At 51.1% G+C, this 16,728-nt stretch carries 17 protein-coding genes; 10 read left to right on the top strand and 7 right to left on the bottom strand.

Annotated features, from left to right (window positions below):
• Window positions 1–64 precede the first annotated feature (64 nt).
• Window positions 65–1,282, bottom strand: a complete 1,218-nt coding sequence (locus BN3279_RS07920; protein ID WP_059050092.1) for an MFS transporter — start codon at window positions 1,280–1,282, stop codon at window positions 65–67.
• 408 nt (window positions 1,283–1,690) lie between these two features.
• Between BN3279_RS07920 and BN3279_RS07915 the strand changes: the two genes are divergently transcribed.
• The 8 genes from BN3279_RS07915 (at window position 1,691) to BN3279_RS07875 (ending at window position 8,505) form a co-directional block, all read left to right on the top strand.
• On the top strand, window positions 1,691–2,386 hold the full coding sequence (locus BN3279_RS07915; protein WP_059050091.1) for a TorD/DmsD family molecular chaperone: 696 nt from the start codon (window positions 1,691–1,693) through the stop codon (window positions 2,384–2,386).
• A 406-nt stretch (window positions 2,387–2,792) separates the two neighbouring features.
• A complete protein-coding gene (gene cls / locus BN3279_RS07905) occupies window positions 2,793–4,301 on the top strand; it encodes a cardiolipin synthase (RefSeq protein WP_059050089.1) in 1,509 nt (502 codons plus the stop codon).
• Window positions 4,302–4,316: 15 nt separating this feature from the next.
• Window positions 4,317–5,345 (top strand): type 2 isopentenyl-diphosphate Delta-isomerase, encoded by a 1,029-nt coding sequence (gene fni, locus BN3279_RS07900; protein ID WP_059050088.1) that lies wholly within the window; start codon window positions 4,317–4,319, stop codon window positions 5,343–5,345.
• 19 nt (window positions 5,346–5,364) lie between these two features.
• Window positions 5,365–5,922: an ECF-type riboflavin transporter substrate-binding protein gene (locus BN3279_RS07895; protein ID WP_059050087.1), complete on the top strand. Its 558-nt coding sequence runs from the start codon at window positions 5,365–5,367 to the stop codon at window positions 5,920–5,922.
• A gap of 47 nt (window positions 5,923–5,969) precedes the next feature.
• A complete protein-coding gene (locus tag BN3279_RS07890) occupies window positions 5,970–6,425 on the top strand; it encodes a GNAT family N-acetyltransferase (protein WP_232436783.1) in 456 nt (151 codons plus the stop codon).
• Between the two features lie 89 nt (window positions 6,426–6,514).
• Complete coding sequence (ychF, locus tag BN3279_RS07885) at window positions 6,515–7,615, top strand: redox-regulated ATPase YchF (protein ID WP_059050085.1); 1,101 nt, start codon at window positions 6,515–6,517, stop codon at window positions 7,613–7,615.
• A gap of 120 nt (window positions 7,616–7,735) precedes the next feature.
• Entirely contained in the window at window positions 7,736–8,080 is a 345-nt protein-coding gene (locus BN3279_RS07880; protein WP_059050084.1) for a TM2 domain-containing protein, read from the top strand.
• On the top strand, window positions 8,080–8,505 hold the full coding sequence (locus tag BN3279_RS07875; protein WP_059050083.1) for an NINE protein: 426 nt from the start codon (window positions 8,080–8,082) through the stop codon (window positions 8,503–8,505). Before BN3279_RS07880 ends, BN3279_RS07875 begins: the two co-directional genes overlap by 1 nt.
• A gap of 51 nt (window positions 8,506–8,556) precedes the next feature.
• Here BN3279_RS07875 and BN3279_RS07870 read toward each other — a convergent pair whose 3' ends face one another.
• From BN3279_RS07870 to BN3279_RS07845, 6 genes are all read right to left on the bottom strand, one after another.
• The gene (locus tag BN3279_RS07870) at window positions 8,557–9,834 is read right to left on the bottom strand and encodes an MFS transporter (RefSeq protein WP_059050082.1); all 1,278 of its coding nucleotides are present in this window, start codon (window positions 9,832–9,834) and stop codon (window positions 8,557–8,559) included.
• 96 nt (window positions 9,835–9,930) lie between these two features.
• On the bottom strand, window positions 9,931–10,683 hold the full coding sequence (locus BN3279_RS07865) for an isochorismatase family protein (RefSeq protein WP_059050081.1): 753 nt from the start codon (window positions 10,681–10,683) through the stop codon (window positions 9,931–9,933).
• Between the two features lie 27 nt (window positions 10,684–10,710).
• Window positions 10,711–11,772, bottom strand: coding sequence for an ABC transporter substrate-binding protein (locus tag BN3279_RS07860; protein WP_059050080.1), 1,062 nt, complete (start codon window positions 11,770–11,772; stop codon window positions 10,711–10,713).
• 64 nt (window positions 11,773–11,836) lie between these two features.
• Entirely contained in the window at window positions 11,837–12,700 is an 864-nt protein-coding gene (locus BN3279_RS07855; RefSeq protein ID WP_059050079.1) for an ABC transporter permease, read from the bottom strand.
• Between the two features lie 27 nt (window positions 12,701–12,727).
• Window positions 12,728–13,525, bottom strand: a complete 798-nt coding sequence (locus BN3279_RS07850) for an ABC transporter ATP-binding protein (RefSeq protein WP_059050483.1) — start codon at window positions 13,523–13,525, stop codon at window positions 12,728–12,730.
• 131 nt (window positions 13,526–13,656) lie between these two features.
• Window positions 13,657–14,571, bottom strand: a complete 915-nt coding sequence (locus tag BN3279_RS07845) for a LysR family transcriptional regulator (RefSeq protein ID WP_232436812.1) — start codon at window positions 14,569–14,571, stop codon at window positions 13,657–13,659.
• Between the two features lie 628 nt (window positions 14,572–15,199).
• Between BN3279_RS07845 and prfA the strand changes: the two genes are divergently transcribed.
• Window positions 15,200–16,267 carry a peptide chain release factor 1 gene (gene prfA / locus BN3279_RS07840; RefSeq protein WP_059050077.1) on the top strand — a complete coding sequence of 356 codons (1,068 nt, stop codon included), beginning with the start codon at window positions 15,200–15,202 and terminating at the stop codon, window positions 16,265–16,267.
• Window positions 16,268–16,272: 5 nt separating this feature from the next.
• Window positions 16,273–16,728: N5-glutamine methyltransferase family protein (locus BN3279_RS23965; protein WP_392396848.1), on the top strand; the 456-nt coding region annotated here is incomplete at its 3' end.

Below are 16,728 nucleotides of genomic sequence, written 5' to 3'. Positions count from 1 at the left end.
GCCTCCAAGCTACGCTGGACACCAGATAGCTTGGAGGACGAAGGGCCCTGCTTGTATTATTGATTTACGGTTCGCCTCGAAGGATTACCGGAGAATATCCGTGACGGCGGATGCGATACCACATGGCCGCCAGACCTAACGCTCCAATCAACGTCAAGGCAACTCCTGAACGGTACATGACGACAGCTCCGAAATTCTGAAAAATCCAGCCACCGTAGAAGCCAGCAAAAATACCGGCCAGGCCGCTCACGGCAAAGGCAAAGGTAGCTTGTCCGGCTGAGCGTAGCGGCCTTGGCAGGAACAGGCCAATTAACCGGGTGCCTACATAGAAGAAGCCGGCAAACGTGACAGAGTGTAGCAGTTGAATAAACAGCACTTGCTCGGGGCGGGTGACTTCCGACATAAGATCCCAACGTACAGCCGATAGTATGCTGACAATGGTGATGCAAGCCATCAACACGGTCATTTTCTTTTTTAAATATCGATTCATCAGAAGGAATATCAGCATCTCAAAGGCAGTGGACAGGAATACCGCTCCCCCCACTTCAAGGCGTGACCCTCCCAGATCGACAATGAATAAAGGCATAAAGATATTATTCATAAAGTTCGGAATGGCTACCAGCGTGCCAAAGATAACAAAAGCAACAAAATATTTATATTGCATCACCTGCCGGAGTTCCTTCTTCCCGAACCAGGGGGTATGGAGCGTCTGGCGAATGGAGGGCAATAGCAGTGTTGAGCCAATCGCCAGCATGAGTGTGCTACTGAACAGCAAGGAGATGCCATGATGTCCAACCGAATCGATGATTGGCCCGGCAGCCAAGGCGATAAGGGTCCATCCTAACGAACCGAAAAGACGGTAGATGCCAAATTTTCGTTCCGTATTCTCCGTGTAGCCCAATATCAGCGTGTTGCCTTGCGAGAGGATGGGACTCTGGAAGAAATATAGCAACAGTATAGTCAGATACAACATCGAGAACGTCGTTGCTTTGAACACCAGATGCCCCATCAGCAACATGCCTAGCATCATCACAAGCATCACTGCCCGAGGATTCTGCCGTTGATCCCCTAAGTGGCGCCAGAATGGATGGGCCAGTAAGGAGACTAAGGGACCGATTGCCATCAGGCTGCCAATCTCCAGCTTGTCCATACCGATATCCTGTAGATAGAGCTGGAAGAAGGCAGCAAAAATAACCATGGTGCCATATATGAAAAAGTTAAGAAGCCCTAGCGGCATCAACGAAAAGGACGAATGTCGTTTTGTATCCTGCAAACGCGCCATTCCTTTCTATCCGGTCCTGATTCGTCACAATTGCGCATGTGACTATGATCCCAATGTAACACACAGATGAAAAGGGATACAAACCAAGTTTTAATCAAATTTCCATTATTTATAGTCGCCAGAGGTAAATGTCCATATCCTTACAGGCTTGTACGTGAAGACTGACACATACTGTTCAAGTATATGTCAGTTGCTTGCACGATACAATGAACTAAGGGGTGAGTTGTAACAAAGGTCACATTAAAGCGCTTACATATGAGGGTATAATGCAGTTAAGCGATACGTGATCCCCCTTAATCATGTGTCGGTATATGCATCTGAGATGATTTCCGGCAGGAATTAAGGAAGTCATCTTTTTTTAACCCTAAGGCAACAAGGAAGCGCGACAAGTTAAGGAGATGAATTTAGATGGCTATGCTGTTCAAACCTTTGGTCTACACGCAGGAGCAGGTTAAGTGGCTGGAAACTCGCGGATTGGTATATCATGTGCTGATGGATTTCTTGAGCCGTCCTCCGCGAATGTCCCTGATCGCTCAGTGGAGACACAAGCTGGGATTGAACCATAGGATTGAGGGTAGCGAAGGTTGGCGTAAGCTGGAATTGTACCTGGAGAGCATTGAAGAAGACAGCTTCCGCCATGTATGTCATCAGGAGGCTGAAGAATATATCCGCCTGTTCACTGGGCATGAGGCGGTTGTCCCGGCTTGTGAAAGCACATATCGTTCCCGCTTGGAGGGGGTGAGTGCCTTTGCCTGCATCGCCAAAGTGAGCAAAAATTACACGGACAACGGCATCGTGTTCAACAAGCTGAACGGAGAGCGTGATGATCATATTGCGCTGGAACTGGAATTTATGGCCGTACTGGCCGAGGGCATGCTGGCAAAGGCTAATCTGCAACAGAGCTGCCTCGCTTTGGCTGATTCGCAAATCAGCTTTCTAAGACTACATCTGCTAAGATGGGCTCGTCTCTTCTCCAGGGAACTGTTGCAAGCGACGAATAGTCCCTTATATTTGGCGGTGGCTGAACTGATGGATGACTTTCTGACAGCAGATTTGAACGCGCTTTGCGCCTGGCGGAACAATCAACAGGAAGCAGAGCAGTAATCAACGATATTCTCCCTCGAGGTAGTTCAAAAAATCGTCTTTCCAGAACGAAGCAGTTCGAGGAGTAGATGCGGGCGTCGAATCTTGAATTCAGCCGGGCCTTCCGTTGCTCACGCTCTCATGCTTCCGAAGTCGTTTTCTTCGAAAACGTGTAGCTCCGCTACTCAGTCCCTGGCTTCATCCAACCTTCTCGGTCCTGAAAACCCGATTTTTGAACTCGAACTTAAAAAGCTCCTCATGCTGATTCAATACAGCGTGGGGAGCTTCTTTGTGCTTGGCTATATCTTGGGGAAGCGGGACATCATATTCCTGGACATTTTTCATCTACCCAGCTAGGAAGAACGCAAGCGTTCATGTAGAATATAGACAAGCTATTCTCGCGAAAACTCATACAAAGGAGACAACAATGAGACGAGGACTACAAATCACTATCATCGCCCTAGTTCTATTTGCGTTCTACTTCCTTGGATTTGGCGTCTTCGGTAAGTTCGGGGGGACGCTGCTTAGTATATTTCAGACACTTACAGTCATCACCATCGGCTTGGCTATATTCATGCAGAACCGCAATCCTTCCAGTACACTGGCCTGGATCATGGTATTAGCTTTATTGCCGGGGGTTGGGCTTGTTCTTTATTTCCTGCTCGGTCAAAATTACTTTCGCCGACGGAAATTTGATAAGAAGGCCGAGCAAGACCGCTTAAGTTATGAACGGATTGACCGTGGTGGCAAATTGTTGCCTCGTGATCTGTCCCAATTCAGCCCGGGGCAGCAACGGTTGCTGCATCTATCCCAGCGGCTGGCACGGACGCCATTCTCTATGGCCAGCCGAACGCAGGTGCTTACCAATGGAGAAGAGACCTTCTCCACGCTGCTTAGGGAGCTGAAGAAGGCCAAGCACCATATTCATATGGAATATTACATTTACCGTGCGGACGACATCGGCCGGGAGATTCAGAAGACGCTGATTGCCAAGGCTCGTGCCGGAGTTGAGGTCCGCTTTATGTTTGACGCTGTGGGCAGCATTGGGTTGCCTAAGTCGTTTATCAACGAACTCAGTGAGGCAGGCGCCAAGGTTGGTATCTATGGGGAAGTCCGATTTCTGGCCTTATCCAGTCGGGTCAATTACCGCAATCACCGCAAAATTGTGGTGGTCGATGGAAATACCGGCTTTATCGGTGGGCTGAACGTAGGTGATGAGTATTTAAGCCGCAGTACAACCTATGGCTTCTGGCGGGACACGCATATGGTTGTGAAGGGTGAAGCGGTCCGTTCATTGCAAATTATTTTTCTCCAGGACTGGCAGTACGTCACAGGTGAGAGAATTATGGACCCGGCGTATTTGTCTCCAGAATTGGAGCAGGGGTGCAGCGGGGCTGTGCAGATTGTGCCTAGCGGTCCTGATAATGAAAGTCGTACCCTCAAAAATATCTTCTTCGCCATGATTACTTCAGCCAAAAAATCGGTATGGCTGGCCACGCCGTATTTCATTCCTGATGAGGATATTATGACGGCGCTGCGAGTGGCGGGACTGGCGGGAATTGACGTCCGACTCCTGTTCCCGGCCAAACCGGATAAGCGGCTTCCTTTCCTGGCCTCTCATTCTTACTTCCCCTCATTACTTGAGGTAGGAGTGAAAATTTATGAATACGAAAAAGGGTTCCTCCACTCGAAGCTGCTCATCGTCGATGGGGAAGTGGCCACGGTAGGAACCGCCAACATGGATATGCGGAGCTTCCATCTGAACTTTGAGGTGAACGTGCTGCTAGTGCATGACGATAGTATCGAGAAGATGGTCAAGGATTTCGAACGGGATTTGTTGTCGACGAAGCTAATCGACAAGGATGAATTTATGAAGAAGAAGCTTATGGTGCGTGTGGCGGAGTCGGCAGCACGGCTGCTGTCCCCGCTGTTATAGAGGAGGGAAGCTTAGATGAGTCATACATCCGAACGAAAGGCCGAGCATATTAGGCTATGCCTGGAGGAGCAGGTTAATGCAGAGGGGATACGTACCGGATTTGAGCAGTACCGATTTCGTCATCAGGCATTGCCTGAGCTGGATTTCGCCGAAGTTCATTTGAAGACCGTATTTTTAGGGGCATCTCTGCGAACGCCGCTCCTGATCAGCTCCATGACCGGGGGCAGCAAGCTCGCAGGCGAGATTAATGCACGGCTGGCTGAGGCTGCTGAGCGGCGCGGTTGGACACTGGCCGTCGGGTCCGTACGTGCAGCCGTGGAGCATGGTGAACTGGCGTCTACATTTAACGTCAGACGGTTAGCGCCATCTATCCCTATCATTGCTAATCTGGGTGCGGTGCAGCTTAATTATGGATATGGTCCCGATGATTGCCGCCGGGCGGTGGAGATTGTCGGCGCGGATATGCTCGTCTTGCATCTGAATAGCTTGCAAGAGGTGTTCCAGCCGGAGGGGAATACGAACTTCAGCGGCCTGTTGAGCCGCATTGAGCGTGTGTGCCGGGAGTTGCCCATTCCCGTGGGTATCAAAGAGGTCGGCTGGGGTATTGACGGTGTGACGGCCAGAAGGCTGCGTGAGGCGGGAGCAGCCTTTGTCGATGTTGCCGGAGCCGGGGGCACCTCGTGGAGCCAGGTCGAGAAGTTCCGCGGTAGCGATGCCGTCAGGCGGGCCGCGGCAGAGGCCTTTGCCGATTGGGGCATCCCGACGGCCGAATGCATTCGGGAAGTGCGGGCGGTCTTGCCGGATGCTGCACTGATCGGCAGCGGAGGGCTTAATACAGGCGTAGATGCAGCCAAGGCTCTGGCCTTGGGGGCGGATCTCGCCGGATTTGGCAGAGCCTTGCTGGAGCCTGCGGTGCACTCCGAGGAAAGGCTGGACATGCTCCTGGAGCGCGTGGAGCTGGAGCTGCGCACAGCGATGTTTGGGATCGGCGCTGGAAGCATCGGCGAGCTGAAGAACACGTCAAGGCTGATCCGCAGAGAGTAGATATAAGGAGGGATGAGTTATGAAACCTTCATGGTGGGTCTGGAATTCTAGAACATGGGTTGTTACGGGGCTCGGAGCGGTCTTGTATTGGGCGACAAGCTGGATAGGCATTCCCATTACATCAACCGTTGAACTGAGACCGGGAATTGCATTGCTGTCCGTACTGGGTGCGTTATTTGGTCCGGTAGTCGGTTTTATTGCAGGCTTTGTGGGACATGCAATTAACGACTTGATGATGGATGGAACGGTATGGTGGGGTTGGGCGCTGGGATCAGGGATGACCGCAGCGTTTATGGGGCTTATTTTCCTGTACAAGGACTTCGATGCGCATGAGGGAATGATGGGGAAGCGGCACCTGATTCGGTTTGTCCTTTATGGTACAGTGGGTATCTTCGTGTCACTCCTGTTCTCCGGGATATTTGATGCCTTGGTGTTAAGAGAACCGCTGGGTAGTCTGGTAGAGCAGGTCATTTGTGCCGGGGTTGCTAATGCGGGGGTATTTCTCATTGTAGGTTTGCCCGCGGTTTGGGCCTATGCCAAACGCAACCGTGGCCATATCCAGTCCAGCCCGGAATAGATATGACAAATAAGGAAGCAGGGGACAAAATGGTTAAGCTAAGTCGCATGAACGAATCGGAATACCGATTATTTCTTGATCGTTCCATAAGAGATTACGCAGAAGATAAAGTAACAGCGGGTACCTGGAAGGAGGAAGACGCCCTTAGACTCGCCAAGGAATCGATGGAGCAGTATCTGCCGAATCAGCAGCATACGGAAGGGGCACATCTGTTCACGGTGCGGGCCGCAGATAGCGATACTCCTATCGGGCACTTGTGGTTCAATGTAGTAGAGAAGGAAGGCAGCCGGTACGCATTTATTTACGATATTCTGATCGATGATTCTTTTCAGGGCCAAGGTTACGGTCAGGCCACGATGCAGGCGTTAGAACACGAGGTTCGCGCACAGGGATTGGACCGAATCTCCCTGCATGTGTTCGGACATAATGAACGGGCTTTTCGTTTGTATCAGAAGGTCGGATACATGATCACAGACATTACCATGAGCAAATATCTGGGATGATGTCTAAGTATCCTTGAAATATATTCGATGTATCGTTACTATGGTTGAAGGAAGAATGAGCAATTACATGAATAGGAGTTGTCAAACATATGGCTTTAAAGGCAGGAATAGTTGGGCTTCCCAACGTGGGCAAGTCTACACTGTTTAACGCGATAACGCAGGCGGGGGCTGAATCCGCGAATTACCCGTTCTGTACGATTGACCCTAACGTGGGTGTGGTTGAGGTGCCGGATGAACGGCTTGATAAACTGACGGAACTGGTTACTCCTAACCGTACAGTACCTACAGCTTTTGAATTTGTTGATATTGCAGGTCTGGTACGCGGGGCAAGTAAGGGCGAAGGGCTGGGCAACAAATTTTTGGCCCACATTCGTGAAGTGGATGCGATCGTCCATGTGGTTCGTTGCTTCGAGGACGAGAACATCACTCACGTTGACGGGCACATCGATCCTATCAGCGACATCCAGACGATTAACCTGGAATTGATTTTGGCTGATGTGGAAAGTGTAGAAAAACGGATTGAACGCTCGCGTAAAAATATGAAGGGCGGCAATAAGCAATACGCACAGGAAATTGAGGTACTCGAACGGATCAAGGATGCTTTGTATAATGATCAGCCAGCACGAAGCGTGGAACTGACTGATGATGAGAAGCAAATCGTGCGCGATCTGCACCTATTAACCTTGAAGCCGATTCTGTATGCGGCCAATGTGAGTGAAGAAGGCGTGACGGATGCCGATAACAACCCTTACGTGCAGAAGGTGAAGGAATTCGCTGCTGCTGAAGGGGCTGAGGTTGTGCCCATTAGCGCCAAGGTGGAAGCGGAAATTGCTGAGCTTGAAGGTGAAGACAAGGCGATGTTCCTGGAAGAATTGGGACTCAGTGCCTCGGGTCTGGACCGCTTAATCCAGGCTGCTTACCGTCTGCTCGGATTGTATACGTATTTCACAGCGGGTGTACAGGAGGTTCGCGCCTGGACCATTCGCAGAGGAACCAAGGCTCCGGGAGCAGCCGGTGTTATCCACACGGACTTCGAACGTGGCTTCATCCGGGCTGAAGTTGTGTCTTATGAGGATCTTGCAGCAGCCGGGTCCATGAATGCAGCGCGCGAGCGTGGCCAACTGCGTCTGGAAGGCAAAGAGTATGTAGTGCAGGACGGCGATGTCATGCACTTCCGTTTTAACGTCTAGTTCGGAAGTCGCGATATTTCCATTCGTCCGATGATTGGTAATAAATTTCTTGTTTTTTCTGTAAAATCATGATTATACTTAAGCAACTTAGTACACTTTTTAGGGGGAGTTTTAGTGAGTATGGATTACGCATTATCCCGCAAGACTCAATTGGATACCCGCGAATTATTGCTGCTTGATTCCGAGGTTAAGAACTATGGCAAGAACATGGTAGTAGCCTATATCCTGTGGTATTTCCTGGGCATGTTTGGCGGACACCGCTTTTATATGGGTCGCACCGGTTCAGCGGTAGCTCAACTGATATTGTCGATTACAGTGATTGGTATGATCGTTACTTCTATCTGGTGGATCGTGGATGCCTTCCTGGTGCATGCCTGGGTGAAGGATCACAACGCTCAATTGGAGAATCGTGTCATTGATCGCATCTTCGCTGACCGGGGCAGATCTCCGGAGTTCCCTATTTAATGACGTATAGCAAAGGCGATCTATCCACCACTGAGATGATGCTCTTGAACTCGGAGATGAATAAGCGGGAGAAATCTCTGGTTCTGGCTTACTTGATGTTATTGGCTGGCCATTTGGGGGTACACCGTTTCTATATGAAACGAATTGCCTCCGGAATTCTACAACTTTGTTTATTTGTGTTGGTTCTTGTTTTCTATTTTATCTTCCTGATTACCTTCGAGATGGAGAGCTACAATTCACCGGATACGATGTATTTCATGGTTTGGATGGTAGCCTTTCTCGTGATGGGATTAGGTTTGACGGTCTGGGTCATCGTGGATGCCTGTCTGCTGCCACGTATGGTACGAACCTGGAACGAGCGATTGGAACAATCATTGGTCTCACAAATCATATCCCACCGTACGGGGGCGGACAACAAGATTTAATCGATTTGCTGGATTGTAAATGAGGTTAGAGGGATGCCGCGAGCTTCAACATTATGTTGAAGCTCGCGGTTTTTTGTCGTGATAAGGTTCCGGCGAACGGGGGGATCGCTCGGCGGAGAAATGAAGCTGCACGGTGAACACGCAGCAGGCGAGTAATAAGACGCCAACTAGCAGGAAGGAGGCTTGCAGACTTACAAAGGCTGTGAAGAAGCCGAATAGCAGAGGGTCCATCAGTTGGGCGGCACGGTTGGACATCAGCCGCAGACCAATACCTAGCCCTCGTTCCTCTGGTGCGGTGGAATGAGCAATCATGGATAGGGTTAACGGCTGGTTGATGCCTAGAGCGAGCCCTGTAATGAACACCAGTGCTGCAATGCCGTAGAAGTTGGTCAGCAGCGGAGCGATGAACAACAGCGGCAGTGAGACGGCATAGGTCAGGATCAGCATCCAGCCAAAGCTTAACCTGGCCATGAGCCGTGGATAGATGGGTCTGACGAATAAGGCAGACACTGCACCGATGGATACGAGCAAGCCGACTTTGGTATTGGAGATGCCCAGGGATTCCAGATGCAGCGGCAAATAGGCTGTACGCACATCTACGATGAATAAAGAGATAAAGGTCGTTAATAAAATAACGGCAAAGCTACGGTTGCGGAGCAATCCGAGACACTGGCCAAGCCAGTGGCGTATCTTCTCCCACGTGTTCTCCAGCGGTAAGGAAGAGGCATCACTGGCTTCTTTGGAAGGCGCAGTCGAGGGTGCCTCATCCCGGCATTGCCAGGATGTGAAGATGAGCAGTACGCTGGTCAGGATGTATCCGGCAAACACCATTCTGTAGCCGAAATGGTCAGCCAAATAGCCGGAGAGGATTGGTGCGAGCATCTGGCCAATCGCCATGTACAAAGAGAAAGTAGCGAAGCGGCTTTCATTGCCTTGGGCTGGACCTTCCGTAATTAACACTTGCACGGCCAGCCAGACCGCCATCTGGCCAAGACCAGCCAGCAGTTGAGCTAGAGCCAGTGACCAGGGACCGCCTGAAATCCAGTACAACAAGCCGCTGCCGAGCATCATGAAGGAGCCGACGCGCAGGACGGTGGACCTGCCGAAGCGGTCAGCGATGAATCCCCCGGGAATAGCGGCGAGCATAGGTAGCAGGGCATAGACGGCAAGCACGATGCCGATGGACAATCCGTGTAGGCCCAGTGAGGCGGCATACAAGGTGATGATGGGTCTGGTCAGCGAGAAGGCGAACCAGTATAGGCCGCAGGATATCGATACCCAAATGAAGTTGCGATGATTAGCAGGAATGGGTGATGTTGGTTGCAGCATATAAGCGGCCCCCTTGGCGAATTGACGTTATGGGATAACAAAAGCGGAGTTCCCAGGGGCTCTGGGCTCCGCTTTGCTTCATTCCTTGAGCTTGGGTTACACGGTGGCATTGGACTGGCTGGCCGGGAAGTCGATTTTGCTGTCGTGCAGTCCTTTCTCGGTTTGCTTCATATAGTTCACAGCTTCCTCGGTGCTGACCACGTCGGCATACTTGGCGTTCATATCGAAGAGGTTAATGGCATGGGACGCTTCGCCGCGGTCAAAGGTGCACTCTTCAACGACACCGACATAGTAGTTATAGGAGAAAGCATCGATAACTCCGGCTCGTACACATCCGCCGGTTGTGGTTCCGCAAATGAGCAGGGTGTCGATACCCAGATCGGTCAAATATCCAGTCAGCGGCGTGCCATGGAAAGGGGAAGGCTTCAACTTCTCGATGACGATATCTTCTGGCTGTGGAGCAATCTCGCGTACGATTTCATTGCTCCCGTATCCGGCAATGGTCTCGACTTCAGCGGAGCGAGTATTCTTCCGCCGCCAGCCACCAGCATCAAATCCATCGGGACGGCGGTCAATACCGGTGGTATAGAAGATCGGGATACGTTGCTCCCGGGCGGCTTGCAGGAGCTTCTGAATGTAAGGGATGGCTTCCCAGGCGGCTTCGCCACAACTATTGCGCCAGTGCTTGACCGAATCCAAAATTGGTTCCTTCTCATGTCCACAAAATCCGTAGCTGACATCAATCACTAGCAGGGCGGGGCGCTGGCCAAAGCCAGCCTTGGCGTCATAACCGGCACTACCGAATACTTGCTTATCACGATCCGTCAAAAAGCGGTCCCATACTTTCATATTGATACAGCCTCCTTAATAGTGTGGTTATTTAACAAACTGGGTGTCTACAATGTCGCTATAGCCGATGTTCTCGTCTTTAAGCAAACCGGCAGCTCGGACAACCGATAGCCCTGTAGCGACAGATTCTTCGGTGATCTGGCCGGAATACTCCCACATTTCATCCTCGTAAGACCGGTCGATGGTGGCTTCAAGCAGTTCCTGAGACATCGTCGGGAATTCCAGCTTGGCGATCTCCATACTTTCTTCCTTATTGTCGCGTATGAATTCCAATCCCTTGTGGATGCCTTCTACAAACTTCTCAACAGTGTCGGGGTCATTAGTAATGTTGTCCAGCTTGATATTGATCGTGGAGTAGGCGTACGGCCCAAGCTCCTGCGGAACATTGTAGAATGGCTCGCCCCAGATGCCTTCCTCAATGCCTTGTGTCAACAGAGGTTCGGTCACGACGGCTACATCCCCCTGACTTTGTTGCAATACAGCAGGAATGGCTCCATTATCGACTTCCTTGAGCATCAGGTCCTTGTTCAGTTCCAGTCCCCACTCGCCAGCCAAGTAACGGATGATCGAGTTGGGCGTTCCGCCGTATTGGGATACGGCTACGGTCTTGCCCTTCATAAATGCGGCGATATCTGTACCGGGGTCCAGATCAGACCTTGCTACCAGGTAAACGTTGCCCCGGTTTACAATGTTGACGATGGCCCGAAGTTCGGCACCCTTGGCTTTGGCAAAGGCATTATGCTCAGGGCCGCCGATGAAGCCAAAGGCCTGGTCGGTCAAGACGGCATTGGTATGCGCGCTTCCACCGGAGAGGGTTACTGCCTTAACGCTCAGTCCGTCAAACAGATTTTTGCGAATGGCGATGTACAGTGGTAAGTAACCGGTGCTATGAACGGGTTCGGCAATCGTCAATTCCTTGACGGAAGTGGAGCCACCTGTGTTGCTGGCTTCTGCGCCTCCAGCCGCAGCATCTGCCGGGGCAGGTGCCGGACTCTGTGCGGCATTGCTGCCGCATCCCGCAATAATTGTGATGACTAGCGCCATGGCAAGCAGCCAAGCGTGACGAGTAAATAACGAGCGTTGATTCATGATAGTTCCCCCTCCATATCCGTGTTCTCTTTATGTGCGACTTTTTGAACAACCTATCTATGATTTATTTGTGGGTGAAGCCTTTGAGTAAATACCCTTCCAGCCTGCCGACCAGGATGTACAGCAGCATGGACAGGATGGACAAGTTGAAGATGTTCGCCCAGATCAGACTAATCTCGTAGGTTTGTCCGGCATAGAAGATCATTCGGCCCAGACCTTGCTCGGAGCCGATATATTCGCCAACGATAGCCCCTGTAAGCGCCAATCCAATATTGATACGCAGGGCAGAGATCATCGCGGGAATGGCCGTTGGAACGATCACCTTACTAAATACCTGCATTCTGGAAGCGCCCAGAGAATACACCATGCGAACCAGGTCTTTGTCAACGCTCCGTACCCCGTTATAAGTGGTCAGGGTAGTAATGACGACGGTGATAGCGAAGCCCATGGCTACCTTGGAGCCCATGCCAATCCCGAACACCAATACGATGATGGGAGCAAGGGCCAGCTTGGGCATGGCTTCAAACATAATGATGAACGGTTCAAAGATACGGGCGTAATATTTGGACCACCAGAAGGATAAGCCCAGCAGCGTGCCGCCTGCGGTTCCTAGCAGGAACCCGTATACGGTGGATCGGAAGGTATAGAAGGTATCCTGCCAGACGGCTCCCGTCTGTACCCCGATCAACCAGGTGCGGGCGATCTCTGATGGCTGACTCCAGAAGAAGGAGTTGACCAATCCAACACTGGCGCCCAGTTCCCACAGCAGAAGAACGGCCAGGAATAACGCGAGACGGCCAACATTGACCAGCCAGGGCTTGGGTGTGGACATTTCGTACTTCAAGGCGTTGGTTCGTGTGCGGGGAGCAGAAGAATTTCTTAGCTTACTCAGGCTTCCCTTGCGTTCTACGACATCCTCACTTGGCATCGTTGCTCACTCCTTTCTGTTTTGGCATTAAACGGCAGCTTCTTGCTGATAGGCCTTGAGGGTTTCTTCGGAAAGCGTACGCAGTGCTTCTTCCTTCAATTGGGTGAATTCCGGCGAAGTGATGATCTGCGGCTTCCGTGGACGAGGCAAGTCAATCATCAGATGCCGCTTGATTGTGCCTGGACGGGAGGTCATAATGTATACCTCATCGGAGAGGTAAATCGCCTCTTCCATGTCATGGGTGACGAAGAGAATCGTTTTTTGAAAGTCGTCCCAGAGGTCGAGCAGCCACTCTTGCATCATGGCGCGGGTCTGAGCATCCAGAGCGCCGAAGGGCTCATCGAGCAAAATGACGTCGCGATCATACAGGATGGTGCGAAGCAGGGCGGCCCTCTGTCTCATGCCTCCGGAGAGCTGGGCGGGGAAATGATACTCAAACCCCTTCAGGCCATATTTGTGTAGCAGGGGTAGCGCCTTGGCCTTGGCCTCCCGCTTGGAAGTGCCCTGAATCTCCAGGCCAAGTATGACGTTGTCCAGAATCGTCCTCCAGGGAAGCAGCAAATCCTTCTGCAGCATGTAACCGGTGATTCCGGTCAATCCATCGACACGGTTACCGTTGACATAAATGGCTCCTTCCGTATTGTCGAGCAGCCCGGAGATGATGTTGAACAGGGTGGACTTCCCACAGCCACTAGGGCCAACGATGCTGACAAAGCGGTGGTTGGGAATCCGCATATCGATCGGACCTAGTGCTTGAACCAGGGTGCCGTCTGCTGACGGATAGGTTTTGCTGATATTCTCAAGCTCCATCTTGTAAGGGTTCATCTTCATCGCCACCTCCTTTGTGTTAAATACATAGTAGTATATATAACACAACCTAGGTGATAAGAGGTTTTTATGTTAGATAATATTACATTAACATTACTTCATGATTGAGGGTAAGTGGAAGAGGTGAACTATTGATTCCCGTTATTACGGAATTGATCTACTTGAGCAATAATGCCAGCTTGCAGATTGGGCAGCAAATTGAGGATTTGATCGGATGCAGAATGTAAATACACACAATAAAAGCTTTGTTGCAGGTGGATTTCGGGTAGGGAGATTCTTTCAATAGCGGCATCTCGGCCGGAAGGCCATAGGGAAGATACAGGCAGAAAGGAGCAGCCTGTCCCTTGTTCAACCATTTGGCGAATGACGTGCGAGGCGTCCACCTCGATCAGCTTTTGGGGATACATCCGTAAGGGGGCAAACAACTGATGCTCCAACAACTCTCGCAAAGGCATATGCCTTTTGAGCAAAATAAAGGGAACCTCCTCCAGATAGGTAGCCAGGCTACGATAGCGAGGGAATGTTGGTTGTTTTGGTCCAATGAAGGCAAGAGGTTCTTCAAATAGCTTGACGCTGTGAAGCTGGGGGAGTGGCGAGAAGGTTTGGTTAATGAAAGAGATGTCCAGTTCCCCGGAAGCCGTGCGAAGGGCCAGATCCAGAGATTGGCCGGTGCTAATCTTCCACTCAATTAGAGAGGCCTGCTCTTTCATGGATTGAATAATGGAGGGGAGCATTACATGGGTCAGTGATTCTACAATGCCGATGCGCAGCTTCTCTTCTGTGGGCGGGGCGGATAGCATGCGGAGGGATTCCTGCCCGGCCTCCAAGGCACTTAGGGCATATTGGGCGTAGAAGTAAAATTTGCGTCCCGCTTCTGTCAGGAAAGCGCCGGAGCGTGTCCGGTGAAACAGCGAAGCGCCGAGCTCGGCCTCCAGCCCTGCGATACGAATGCTAACAGCAGGTTGTGTCAAAGCGACATAGTGGGCCGCCTTGCTCATGCTCTCCGTTTCGGCTACGGCAATAAATACTTTCAGGTCCAACATATCCACGGGTGCTGCCTCCTCGCTTCTGTTAAACATCCGGTTCAATAGTGTGAGATTATTTTACATGAAAACAGCGGGTGTGGCACTGGTTAAATTTCCCTTGAGTTAAGTTGAATTCTGCTCGAATCTGCCACGGAGGGGAGCCGCTAACGCAGGGTTTAACTTGATTTTGCTTTTCTCTTCAATTTGCTTGAATACGTTACTTAAGTTAGCCCTACTGAAGTATTTAAGCGAAGTAATGAAGTGTTAAAGAAATCTTTGCACACGAGTGGGAAATCCTCCTGCTAATTTCAGTGAATAGGCTGATTTTGAGCATTTAGCGGGAAAAACTCCTTGTAAATTTACCCTTTGAGGCTATTTCTGGCGATATGGTCGAAATTATATGGAGGAATTCCAGTTAATTGTTTGGCAATGGGGAAAATGTGAATTTTAGCTGGAGGATTTCCCGTTAATTAATGAGGGGTGGCATGAGAGGTGATAATATGTTAGGTGACAATAGGTGATTGGCCTGTGGGGTAGCTATTCAATTCCCGTATTTTATGCTATAATAAAAAGTCGTTTACCCCGGTTTATTGAAGAATTACTATGTGTAAGAATTATTGTGAAATGTGAAGAGAGGTGACTTCCCTTGTTGGACCGACTACAATCCCTGGCCGACCGTTATGAGAAGCTCAGCGAGCTGCTGTGTGATCCGGATGTGGCGAATGATTCGAAGAAGCTTCGGGATTACTCCAAAGAACAATCGGATTTGCAGCCGGCTTATGAGGCGTTTGTTGAATATAAGCATGTCATTGAAGAGCTGGATGCGGCAAAGGCAATGCAAGCCGAGAAGCTGGATGATGAAATGCGTGAAATGGTAAAAATGGAGATTGAGGAATTGAGTGCACGCCATCAGGAACTGGAAGAAAAGATTCGTGTGCTGCTGCTTCCCAAAGATCCAAATGATGAGAAGAACGTAATTGTGGAAATTCGTGGTGCGGCCGGTGGAGACGAAGCGGCGTTGTTTGCTTCCGATTTGTACCGGATGTATACGCGTTATGCCGATTCCCAAGGCTGGCGTGTCGATATTATGGATATGAACGAAAGTGACCTTGGCGGCTTCAAGGAAGTGATCTTCATGATCAACGGACGCGGAGCCTACAGCAAGATGAAGTATGAGAGCGGCGCGCATCGCGTGCAGCGTATCCCGACGACGGAATCGGGCGGACGGATTCATACCTCTACCTCCACGGTTGCGGTGTTGCCGGAAGTGGAAGATGTGGATATTGAAATCATGGATAAGGATATCCGGGTGGACACCTTCTGTTCTAGTGGGGCAGGCGGACAATCCGTTAACACCACCAAGTCGGCGGTGCGGGTGACGCATATTCCGACAGGCATCGTTGCGACCTGTCAGGATGGAAAATCGCAGAACTCCAATAAGGAGAAGGCGTTGCAAGTGCTTCGCGCCCGGATCTTCGACCTTAAGCGTCAAGAAGAGGAAGCGAAGTACGCTGGCGAACGGAAGAGCAAGGTGGGTACCGGGGATCGCAGTGAACGTATCCGGACCTATAATTTCCCGCAAAGCCGAGTGACTGATCACCGTATCGGACTAACTTTGCATAAGCTGGATCAAGTGATGAACGGCGAGATTGAAGATATCGTTTCGGCACTGACGATTGCAGAGCAGGCTGATCTGATGGATAAAGGAGAATAAGACGATTGAACAGTGAAGGCTACCGGTTATCCGGAACAGTCACCATTTGGGAAGCCCGTAAAGAGGCTTCTTCTTTTTTAGCTACGGCTGGTATCGCTGAGCCAGATTCCAACGTTGAACTGCTGCTTCGCCATGTGCTGGGACTTGAGGGGGCGGCTTATCTCGCCGCCCTGCGTGATCCCTTCCCGGCAGAGCGCAGAGACGCCTGGGAGGCAGTTATCCGCCGCAAAGCGGCGGGCGAGCCAGCGCAGTATATTATTGGGGAACAGGAGTTTTACGGATTGACCTTCCAGGTCAATCCGGCGGTGCTGATTCCCCGGCCCGAGACGGAGCTGCTCGTGGAGCGGATCGCGCTTGAAGGCGATTCGCTGTGGCCTGGCGGCACGCCCCGCGCCGCCGATATCGGCACCGGCAGCGGCGCGATTGCCGCCGCGCTGGCTTCCCTGCGCCCGGCGTGGCAC

Origin of the sequence: Paenibacillus senegalimassiliensis (assembly GCF_001486585.1) — a bacterium.
GTDB classification, from domain to species: domain Bacteria; phylum Bacillota; class Bacilli; order Paenibacillales; family Paenibacillaceae; genus Fontibacillus; species Fontibacillus senegalimassiliensis.
This window is presented reverse-complemented; position numbering and strand designations above follow the sequence as displayed.

Excerpts from the sequence above, each read along its gene's own strand:
- BN3279_RS07920 (WP_059050092.1), bottom strand. The coding sequence starts at position 1,282 with ATGGCGCGTTTGCAGGATACAAAACGACATTCGTCCTTTTCGTTGATG.
- BN3279_RS07915 (WP_059050091.1), top strand. The coding sequence starts at position 1,691 with ATGGCTATGCTGTTCAAACCTTTGGTCTACACGCAGGAGCAGGTTAAG.
- cls (WP_059050089.1), top strand. The coding sequence starts at position 2,793 with ATGAGACGAGGACTACAAATCACTATCATCGCCCTAGTTCTATTTGCG.
- fni (WP_059050088.1), top strand. The coding sequence starts at position 4,317 with ATGAGTCATACATCCGAACGAAAGGCCGAGCATATTAGGCTATGCCTG.
- BN3279_RS07895 (WP_059050087.1), top strand. The coding sequence starts at position 5,365 with ATGAAACCTTCATGGTGGGTCTGGAATTCTAGAACATGGGTTGTTACG.
- BN3279_RS07890 (WP_232436783.1), top strand. The coding sequence starts at position 5,970 with ATGAACGAATCGGAATACCGATTATTTCTTGATCGTTCCATAAGAGAT.
- ychF (WP_059050085.1), top strand. The coding sequence starts at position 6,515 with ATGGCTTTAAAGGCAGGAATAGTTGGGCTTCCCAACGTGGGCAAGTCT.
- BN3279_RS07880 (WP_059050084.1), top strand. The coding sequence starts at position 7,736 with ATGGATTACGCATTATCCCGCAAGACTCAATTGGATACCCGCGAATTA.
- BN3279_RS07875 (WP_059050083.1), top strand. The coding sequence starts at position 8,080 with ATGACGTATAGCAAAGGCGATCTATCCACCACTGAGATGATGCTCTTG.
- BN3279_RS07870 (WP_059050082.1), bottom strand. The coding sequence starts at position 9,834 with ATGCTGCAACCAACATCACCCATTCCTGCTAATCATCGCAACTTCATT.
- BN3279_RS07865 (WP_059050081.1), bottom strand. The coding sequence starts at position 10,683 with ATGAAAGTATGGGACCGCTTTTTGACGGATCGTGATAAGCAAGTATTC.
- BN3279_RS07860 (WP_059050080.1), bottom strand. The coding sequence starts at position 11,772 with ATGAATCAACGCTCGTTATTTACTCGTCACGCTTGGCTGCTTGCCATG.
- BN3279_RS07855 (WP_059050079.1), bottom strand. The coding sequence starts at position 12,700 with ATGCCAAGTGAGGATGTCGTAGAACGCAAGGGAAGCCTGAGTAAGCTA.
- BN3279_RS07850 (WP_059050483.1), bottom strand. The coding sequence starts at position 13,525 with ATGAACCCTTACAAGATGGAGCTTGAGAATATCAGCAAAACCTATCCG.
- BN3279_RS07845 (WP_232436812.1), bottom strand. The coding sequence starts at position 14,571 with ATGTTGGACCTGAAAGTATTTATTGCCGTAGCCGAAACGGAGAGCATG.